This is a genomic window from Acetobacterium sp. (assembly GCF_041752335.1).
Taxonomy (GTDB): Bacteria; Bacillota; Clostridia; order Eubacteriales; family Eubacteriaceae; genus Acetobacterium.
Map to the genome: position 1 here is coordinate 18,015 of NZ_JBGSHG010000125.1, position 9,524 is coordinate 27,538.

Annotated in this window: 8 protein-coding genes and 1 pseudogene; 6 read left to right on the plus strand and 3 right to left on the minus strand. The window is 41.8% G+C overall.

Going from position 1 to position 9,524, the window contains the following annotated elements; genetic code table 11:
• Nucleotides 1-120 precede the first annotated feature (120 nt).
• From ACEW8F_RS15285 to ACEW8F_RS15295, 3 genes are all read left to right on the plus strand, one after another.
• Nucleotides 121-666 (plus strand): hypothetical protein, encoded by a 546-nt coding sequence (locus ACEW8F_RS15285; RefSeq protein ID WP_373484328.1) that lies wholly within the window; start codon nucleotides 121-123, stop codon nucleotides 664-666.
• A gap of 16 nt (nucleotides 667-682) precedes the next feature.
• Complete coding sequence (locus tag ACEW8F_RS15290; protein ID WP_373484329.1) at nucleotides 683-1,552, plus strand: SPFH domain-containing protein; 870 nt, start codon at nucleotides 683-685, stop codon at nucleotides 1,550-1,552.
• A 198-nt stretch (nucleotides 1,553-1,750) separates the two neighbouring features.
• Nucleotides 1,751-4,024, plus strand: coding sequence for a PAS domain S-box protein (locus ACEW8F_RS15295; RefSeq protein ID WP_373484330.1), 2,274 nt, complete (start codon nucleotides 1,751-1,753; stop codon nucleotides 4,022-4,024).
• A gap of 54 nt (nucleotides 4,025-4,078) precedes the next feature.
• On the opposite strand, the gene ACEW8F_RS15300 is transcribed toward ACEW8F_RS15295, so the two are convergent.
• On the minus strand, nucleotides 4,079-4,735 hold the full coding sequence (locus tag ACEW8F_RS15300; RefSeq protein ID WP_373484331.1) for a YitT family protein: 657 nt from the start codon (nucleotides 4,733-4,735) through the stop codon (nucleotides 4,079-4,081).
• Nucleotides 4,736-4,918: 183 nt separating this feature from the next.
• Between ACEW8F_RS15300 and ACEW8F_RS15305 the strand changes: the two genes are divergently transcribed.
• Nucleotides 4,919-5,554, plus strand: a complete 636-nt coding sequence (locus ACEW8F_RS15305; RefSeq protein ID WP_373484332.1) for a flavodoxin family protein — start codon at nucleotides 4,919-4,921, stop codon at nucleotides 5,552-5,554.
• A gap of 50 nt (nucleotides 5,555-5,604) precedes the next feature.
• On the opposite strand, the gene ACEW8F_RS15310 is transcribed toward ACEW8F_RS15305, so the two are convergent.
• Both ACEW8F_RS15310 and ACEW8F_RS15315 read right to left on the minus strand, forming a co-directional pair.
• Nucleotides 5,605-6,450: a DUF4097 family beta strand repeat-containing protein gene (locus tag ACEW8F_RS15310; RefSeq protein WP_373484333.1), complete on the minus strand. Its 846-nt coding sequence runs from the start codon at nucleotides 6,448-6,450 to the stop codon at nucleotides 5,605-5,607.
• Nucleotides 6,447-7,124 carry a LiaF domain-containing protein gene (locus ACEW8F_RS15315; protein ID WP_373484334.1) on the minus strand — a complete coding sequence of 226 codons (678 nt, stop codon included), beginning with the start codon at nucleotides 7,122-7,124 and terminating at the stop codon, nucleotides 6,447-6,449. Before ACEW8F_RS15315 ends, ACEW8F_RS15310 begins: the two co-directional genes overlap by 4 nt.
• Nucleotides 7,125-7,385: 261 nt before the next feature.
• On the opposite strand from ACEW8F_RS15315, the gene ACEW8F_RS15320 reads away from it, so the two are divergent.
• Nucleotides 7,386-7,790: a hypothetical protein gene (locus ACEW8F_RS15320; protein ID WP_373484335.1), complete on the plus strand. Its 405-nt coding sequence runs from the start codon at nucleotides 7,386-7,388 to the stop codon at nucleotides 7,788-7,790.
• Nucleotides 7,791-8,165: 375 nt separating this feature from the next.
• Nucleotides 8,166-9,524 (plus strand): annotated as a pseudogene (locus ACEW8F_RS15325) (methyl-accepting chemotaxis protein); the annotation flags it as partial.

A 9,524-nucleotide genomic window follows, 5' to 3' on the forward strand; every position in this document is an offset into this window, starting at 1 on the left:
ATTTACTCTTAATTATGGGAAGATTGTTGACGATAAATATAGAAGTTAAGAAGATACTAAAATCGAAGCGGGTTTAAGCACAAACAAGGCTGCAGTCGATTAAAAGCGATGGATGGTACAATGTTAACAGATAAGTATAAAAAACTGGAAGAATTGGAAAAGGTCGTCGAGTTTACCTATCCGGGAATCACCCTATTGATTCGGGACAGCAATCTGGGCGATTTGGGATCAAAATATAAGGTGGGAATGATATTGAAAGAGTTGGGGTTTACCGATGCCAGTCTACGTCGGGGTGGTATGGTTACCACCCATCGTCTGGCAATCCTGTCCAACCATTATGCCAATATGCAAGCTTATGAGCATGATACCAATTGGGGTTTATGTGTGTTGGAAGCGGGTTCGCATTTTAAAGTGTTGGATACCTGCACCCGGGGAGATAAAACCCAGATTATCTTGCTTCACCTGCCTGAAAAAGGCTGGGAAGTATTTGACACGGTAGCCACAGATATTGATCAGCAGGTTGTGGCGATCGTCAGGGAAGGATTCGAACATTGCCTGGACATGCCGCCGATCTCTGAGCTTTCTACCCAAAGTTGGCTAAGCCGCTGTCGCTATCCCATTGGTATGTCCGAAAGCGGGGAGTATTTTCCCCTGGGAGAGTATTAGAAAGGAGTAACAAGAGATGGTTTATTTTTTAATAATTCCAGTTCTTTTATTAGCATTTTTTCTGGCCGGCATTCGTATTATTCGCCCGACAAGTCGGGGGCTAATTGAAACACTGGGAAAGTACGCAAAATATGCCGAACCAGGTTTTCACTGGATTATTATTGGCGTGCAACGAATTTTTGTCGTCAATGTTACGGAGCAAATGTTTAACGCTGAGCCACAGGTTATCATCACCAATGACAATTTGAATGCTACTGTTGATGCGCAGATTTATTTCAAGGTGAAATCTGACGAAGAGAGTGTCAAAAACTCGGTTTATAATGTTAATAATTATAAGGTGCAAATCGTCAATTTAGCCAGAACTACATTGCGAAATATTATTGGTACCATGACCTTGAAATCTGCCAATAGTGAACGCAGCATCATTAACACGGATTTGCTGAAGACATTGAAAGAAGAAACCGATAAATGGGGTATTGACATTGTCAGAGCAGAATTACGAGAAATTGATCCGCCCCAGGATGTGCAGGAGACCATGAATAAGGTGGTCAAAGCTGAAAATGAAAAAGTCGCTGCGATTGATTTTGCTACTGCTGCTGAAACTACAGCAGATGGCGTAAAACGTGCGGAGATTAAAAAAGCTGAAGGCATTAAACAAGCTCGAATTCTTGAAGCGGAGGGTGAAGCTTTTGCAATCAAATTAGTAAACGAAGCGGCAGAAAAGTATTTCATTGGCAATGCCCAAATTTTAAAACAATTACAAACCACCGAAATTGCGCTGAAAAATAATGCTAAGATTGTAATTCCAACTGATACCCAGCTCATCAATGTCATTGGCGAGATGTCAGGTGTGATACCGATTAAAAAAAATGATCTGAATTTTTAAAAAAGCAGCGAACATTGTTTTGCTGCTTTTTTAATTCGATAAATGACAATCTGGTTCAGAGAATTTAAGAATGGCCGTTTAAAATATTCAGCATGGTTAAAAAGCGCCATTAGCGGGTAGATATAATTACATAATAATCATAAATAAAAGCGATGGGTGAATCGAAATTAAGTAAAAAAATTAAATGGGGTGATTAAATTGGATGATCAAAAAGCAGGGCCATTAAAAAATAAAGAATTATTTTTTGAAGAGCTTTTTCGAAACAATCAGGAAATTATGCTTTTGATTGAACAGGACACGCTTAAAATTAAAGACTGCAATCGTTCAGCCTGTTTGTTCTACGGTAAAACCCATGAAGAGATGATTACCTTTAAAATCACCCATTTCAATTGTCTCAGTGAAGATCAGCTTAAGAAAGAACTAGAACTGGCAAAAAATAGCGAGCGCAATCAGTTTTATTTTAAGCATCGTGGCGCCAATGGAGAAATTAGAGACGTTGAGGTGCGCTCAAGTCCCATCTCATTGGATGGCCGGAATTATTTACTCTCGATTGTGGTGGATATCACCGGGTTGCAGATCGATAGTGATGCATTGCGAAAAGAAAACAGGGAGCTGGAAAAAAGGGTGGCAGAACGCACCTATGCCCTAAAGGAGTTAAATGATCAGCTGATTACTGCTAAAGCTGAACTGGAACGGGAAATGATTTTTATTAAGGCTTTGTTTGAAAGTATTCCGGGTTATCTTTACGTCTACGACGAAGCGGGAAGACTGATCAAATGGAATAAAAAGCATGAAGAAATGACCGGTTATTCAGACGAAGAGCTGGCGCATATGACGATGGATCAGTGGTTTGAAGGTGATGATCTGGTCAGGGTCATGGTGGCTGTCGATGAGGTGTTTAAAAAGGGTTATGGCGAGGTGGAGGCCAATCTCATTACCAAAGGCGGAAAAAAACTTCTGATTCGTTCCAATGGAGTGGTCATGAACCTTGACGGAAAGAAGTATTTTACCGGCGTGGGAATGGACATTGCCGAAAGTAAACGCCTGGAAGCAGAACTGGCAAAGGAAAGTAAACTGCTTGAAACAACGTTGGTATCCGTGGGGGATGGGGTTATCTCCTGTGATCAGGATGGCCAGGTTTTGTTTATTAATCGGGTGGCTGAAGACCTAACCGGCTGGACCAAAAACGAAGCATTAGGGCAGCCGATCGAAACCGTATTTAACATCATCAACGATGTCAATCGGGAAAAAGCAGGAAATATAGTTGCGGAAGTTATTAAAACGAAAGAAATCCGGGAGCTGGATAATCATACATTGCTGATTGCCAAAGACGGCAGCGAGCGAACCATTGAAGATAGTGCCGCTCCCATTATTGATGAAAACAGCGATGTCCTCGGGGTCGTTCTGGTGTTTCGGGATTATACCGAGAAAAAGCAGAAACTCGATCAGATTGAGTATTTGAGTTATCATGATCAGCTCACCGGTCTTTATAATCGCCGATATTATGAAGAAGAACTCGCTCGAATGGACACCCCAAGAAATTTACCCTTATCTTTGATAATGGGTGATGTCAACGGACTGAAACTGGTAAACGACAGTTTCGGACACGTCATGGGGGATGAGTTATTAAAAAAAGCCGCTGCGACGATTACCAAAGCCTGTCGCATCGATGATGTGGTGGCTAGATTGGGCGGTGACGAATTTGTCGTGCTGCTTCCAAAAACACATCAAGTTGAAGCAGAAGAAATCATAACACGCATAGAAGAACTGGCCAAAACAGAAAAAGTCGGCACCATAGAACTTTCCATTTCATTTGGTTTTGAAACAAAGCTGGATGAGGAAGAAGATATTCAGCGGATTTTCAAAAGAGCTGAAGACTATATGTATCGGCGTAAACTGACAGAAAGCCTGGGAATGCGGAATAAAACTGTCAGTATGGTGATTGAGACCTTATTTGATAAATATCAGAAAGAAATGTTCCATTCGGAACGGGTTAGTCGATTGTCGGCTGAGGTGGGAACTAAAATTGGACTAAATTCCAAGAATTCCCATGATCTTCAGACCGCCAGCCTGATGCACGATATTGGTAAGATTGGGATTGCCGAGGGTATTCTTGACAAGACAGAAAAACTGAGTGAACAGGATTGGATAGAAATACGGCGCCATCCCGAAATTGGATACCGAATTTTAAGTTCCGCCAATGAATTTGCCGAAATAGCGGATCATATACTGGAACACCATGAGCACTGGGACGGAAGCGGCTACCCCAAAGGACTAAAAGGCGAAGAAATTTCATTAGAAGCCCGGATCATTGCCATTGCTGACGCCTATGATGCGATGACGAAGATGCGGCTGCATATGAATGATCTCACGGTAGAAGAAGCCATTGAAGAAATTAACCGATGTTCTGGCACCCAATTCGATCCGGAAATTGCCAGAGTTTTCGTTAATATGATTGAAGATGAAAACTGAAATAAAATATGTCAGGAAATTGACCCGGCCAATCCGTTAATGGGTAAGGCCGGGTTAATTGTGTTTCTTCAGATTGCGAAGATTGTGAAACATGACGCCGAAGGTTTCGTGCTTTACCTGAGTAGGATCAAATTTCAATAGTTTAAAGGTGATTTGGACACATAAACCGATAGCCAAAGCCGAAATCACCGTGCCTAAACCAACCATGCCCCCCAGAAGCCAGCCCATCAGGACAACACTAACCTCCACAATGCCCCGACACAGGCCAACCGGCAATCCGGTTTTTCGGGTTACTGCCACCATCAGGCTGTCCCGAGGCCCGGCACCAAAAGCAGAGGAAATATAAAAGTATGTCCCCAGTGAAATAATAAAGAGACCAAAAATGTGAACCAGGGTTCCTATCCAAAAATTATTAAAAAGTGGGATAACGTCTAAAAATAGGATGAGATCCAAAAAGAGACCAATCATAAACATGTTGAAAATGGTACCCAGCCCGATTTTTTCACCTAAAAGAAAGACAATTGCTACAATGATGGCCCCCACAGCTGTGTTCACCAGGCCGAGACTGACCCCCAGGGTCTGACTGATCCCGCTGTGTAGAACCTCCCAGGGAGCATAACCGATATTTGCTCGCATGGTCACGATAATCCCCAATCCGTAAAGAAAGAGACCAAAATTCAGCTTTAGAAATCTTAGAATGTATCCAGTCATAATACCCTCCTTAAAGAATAATGTTTCAAGTATAACACAGAATCAATGGGGGTTAAAGATAGAAATTTCGAGGGCTCTGTTTTTCTCGAATCTGAAGATTAGCTGTTTTGATTTTGAAAAAATGTGGTATACTAAAAGCAGCAAAATAGAACAGATGGAGCATAGCGCTTCGGGAGGTTAGAAATGAAAGTAATTGGGATTAATGGAAGTCCTCATGGTGAAGGCAATACATTTACGGCGCTGAGTATCGCAGGTGAAATTTTCGCTCAGGAAAGCATTGATTTTGAGATTTTCAATGTTGGCATGAAAGCGGTGCAGGGTTGTACTGGCTGTAGTGCCTGCGGCAAGAATAAAAATGAACAGTGTATCTTTACAAAAGATGTTGTGAATGAAGGGATTCAAAAGATTAAAGAAGCTGATGGTGTAATTTTTGCCAGTCCAGTTCACTTTTCTGGCATAAGTGGAAATATGAAGTCGTTTTTGGATCGGGCCTTCTACGTGGCCGGAGCTAATGGCGGATTATTTCGTCATAAGGTAGCCGGAGCCATGGTTGCGGTCAGACGTTCTGGTGGAGTAGCAACCATCGATCAATTGAATCACTATATCACCTACTCAGAAATGGTTATGGCAACAGGAAACTATTGGAATGTTATTCATGGCCGTACCGCCGGTGAAGCAGCCCAGGATACTGAAGGCGCCCAGACCATTGAGGTTACCGCAACTAACATGGTTTGGCTGATGCGTCTTATTGAAAACGGTAAGGGTGTTGTTGCGGAGCCAAATCCCTTTAAAAAAGTATATATGCATTTTGTCAGATAGGTAGTCGTTTTTGCCAATAAAAAAACACGTTTAACGTGTTTTTTTATTGGTTATTTAAATGTTAAATTGACGGGTCCGACACCACCGTCGATATCGATGCGATGGGGTGCAGATTTTGAACCGGTACCTGTTTCTGAAATATTCCGGTCGTTGATGGTAATGGGACCAAGACCCTGGTCTGCGGTGATAAAATAGTTATCAACACTGGCATCAATGTCCAGACTGGTCTGGCCGACACCACAGTTGATTTCCAGATCACCGGTGACAAGCCCCTGGATATCGATGACTCCGACGCCGCCGTCGATCTCAAAATCATTGAGTTGGGCGTCAGTAAAATGAACGGCGCCAGCGCCACCACTAAGTTTACCAGAATTTGCCTGGAGCTGATCGGCCACAATTTCACCGGCGCCCTGTTTGATAGTCAATTCATCGGTGATCAACTCAGACAATTCACCGCGACCGGCGCCAATCTCAAGTTCCAGTTTTTTCAAGCGGGTGTCACGGGGAATGGTAACCAGGAGATCAGGCATGTGATTCTTGCCAATCAGATTAGGAATAATATTGGTATTCCCTTTATCTTCAATGACAAGCTTGCCATTATCAAGGGTGGCAACTAGACTTTTGGGGACATTGGATCCTTCAACCCGGAAGGCATCGCCGGTCTGAAGAGTAATATTGCCGGCATTGAAATTAATAAAAACTGATTCCAACGCACCGGTGAAATCCTGCTGAAAGTGGGCTTCACCTTGCTCATTGATTTGGGTTTTGTTTTCAATCAGGCCAACCCCCCGCATGATGGCGACGCCACCATTGACAATGCTGGAGATGATTCCCAATGCCAGCACCAGACCAAAGGCAATGGCCAGGTATTTAATCCAACTTTGATTGGTATTCATTTGACTTCTGTCCCCCCAAAGATATTCGTGCTATTGATGTAAATGGTCGGCGGGTTTTCGCCCAGTGGTCGGTTGGTCTTATTTGATGCTCCGCCAAAAATCGGCGTGGTGGACATTTCCACCCGGACATTGCTGGGCATCAGCATATCAATACCGCCAAAGACCGCAGTAGCTGAGATATAAATATCTTCGTTAATAATCGCCTGGCGCAAATCAAGGGAAACACTGCCAAAAATCGCAGTCAGACTGGCGCCGTGGAATTCTTCCCCGGGAAAGTTAATCTCCTGGCCGCCAAAGACTGCTGAATAATCCGGAAGTCCATCCTTGGTCATGCCCTGAATCAGCTTGGCATTTTTACTGAGGCGGTCTTTAAACATAATGCTCAAACCAATGGCAATAATAATGATTGGAAAAATCAGGTCGCCCAGCAAAGCACCGTTGAAATAGCCTTGGGCGGAAATAAATAGTAACACCCCAATCCCCAGACCGATCGTATTCCAAAGCTGTACGCCGTTTTGCACCATACTGATGGCACAGGGAACAATGATAAATAAGGTCCACCAGCCGGCAAAAAATAATTCAAAATTCCACAGACCAAATACATTTCCAGCAAAACCAAGGCCGATAACGACCAATAAAAGCCCCCACAATAAGTTACCTACTCGATTTCTCATTTTTTTCTCCTTATTTCGCAATTTGTTTTATTATACCATGCATCAGGAAAAATGAAAATTCTTCCTAGATTAATTTCTAATAGAAAATAAATTGATCCAATGATTTATTGTAATTGACTAAATGAAACTTGGTGGGTAAAATGATAGACAGAAGATCAACATCAATGAATGATATAAAAACAGGATGATTTTTTAGAAAATAATTTTAAAATCGAGAGTGACTGTTAAAAGGAAGACCGATCGATAAATGGAGGAAGTAACGTGGGATTAGAAAGTATTTTATATAAATGTGACAAGGGTGTGGACCTCAAACAATTGCGACTAAAACCCTGGGCAGTGGCTTCTGAAGTGATGGGACGGTTTAAAAAAACAAACCAGATTCATCGCTGGTTTTTAGAGAATATTCAAAATGGGGTTGATGACGGTGGGTTTTATCTGGTGGAGGAATATCAGTTCAAAAAACTCTACAAACTGTGTACTACAGTGGAGAGTAATCCTGAACGTGCTGAAGAATTATTACCCACGCTAAAGGGCTTTGATATTGGCAGTGCCAAATACGATGCAGTTTATTTTGAAAACGTAAGCAAGGTGCTTATTATTCTGGGACACATTAATAATACCTTTGACTTTGAAGAAAATGAATTGGTCTATAGCAGTTCCCATTAGAAAAAAATAAATTAGGTTATTTTTTAAAGAACCAGCTGAAGCAAACCTCAGCTGGTTTGCTTTTTATAGAAAAGAGAAACTTGCTTGATAAGCTTTGCCTTAAATGAAACTAAAGTATGTGTGAATGCTGACGACAATATAATAGCAGGTAAATAGACGTATTTAAATCATAATTCAAATAACAATTGAAGTTTTTAAAATAGTTCGCTATAATGTTGAACATGAGTAAAATGTTTTAATTAAGCATACTGAGGCGGTGAAGAGTAGCAGCTCCTTTTTTAAGGATCGCGGGGTAATTATTTGATAAAAAGCTGGGTATAAAAATAAAACTTAAGAATTATATTAATTTGATATAAAATCAGAAGGAGAAACAGAATGAAACATGAAAAGAGTTTGTTGTCAAAGATCCTGATGACGGTTGTTTTACCAGTGGCATTAATATTTAGTGCGATGGCAGGTATTGCGATGGTGGTCACGAGTCAGAATAGTGATCAGTTTGTGGCTATCCAAAATAGTTTACTGCTGATTTATGTAATCGGTTTAGTGGTTATTGTTGGTGTGATTGTGCTCGGAATAAAAGAAACCTCGCACAGAATAAGTAGCCTGGTTGAGGCCGCTATCCAGATGGCGGAGGGGGACATTGAAGTTGCCCTCAGATCTGACAAACCCCAGGATCAGTTGGGAGAAATCACTTATGCTCTTTCATTGCTTGCTGAAAACAGCAGGGTGCAGTCAGACATTGCAAAAAAAATGGCGGATGGTGATCTGTCAGAGATCATCACTCCGCTATCAGATAAAGACCTTATGGGAAATAATTTATCAGCAGTTCAAAAGTCGATGAAAAAACTCCTCAGGTATCTTGTAACAATGCCAGAATTAGTCGAGAAAAAAGAGTATTTTGATCGCTCTATTGAAAATGACATGAAGGGCGATTACAAAAAGGCTCTGGTACAGGCAAATCAGGCCATGGAGACGGTTACATCAAATATGGAATATTATTTAGCTATTCTCGATGCTCTTCCGTACCGAATTACATCGATTGACAAAGATATGAAAATGGTCTTTGTTAATAAAATTCTAGAGGATTTAATGAAATTGACCGGGACAGCGAATCAACGGGAAGAAATACGCGGGGTGCCCTGCAATTCATGTAATCTGGAAATGTGTCATACTGAAGACTGTGGCGTCAAAGCATTAATTGCCGGTGGCGATCGATTAAATGAGCTTGGCTATTCTGAACATAGCTTTGAATTCAGGGATCGATATTACCGAATGGATACAATGCAGCTGATCAATAAAAAAGGTGAAAAAATTGGTTATGTGGATGTGTCTCATGATACAACGCCGATAATGAGTGTCAATAAGTACACAAGTGACGCTGTAACCCGATTGGCAGACAACTTGCATCGGTTAGCTCAAGGAAATCTTGACTTGGATTTGTATATGGAGGAATCGGGACAGGATACAAACGAAGTTTATGAGCAGTTTAAAGCCATTGATGAAAGTTTTACAGAGGTTAAAAATACCATTGATAACCTGATTGGTGACGCCATCGTGCTGACGACGGCAGCGATGCAGGGAGATCTGGATGTCCGGGCTGATGAAACCAAATTTAGCGGCGCCTGGAATGAAGTGATCAGTGGCATGAATGGTATTCTTGGAGTCATGGCAAAACCGATGGAAGAGGTCGCAAATGTGATGGCGGCCATCGCCAACGGAAATCTGGACGTGACG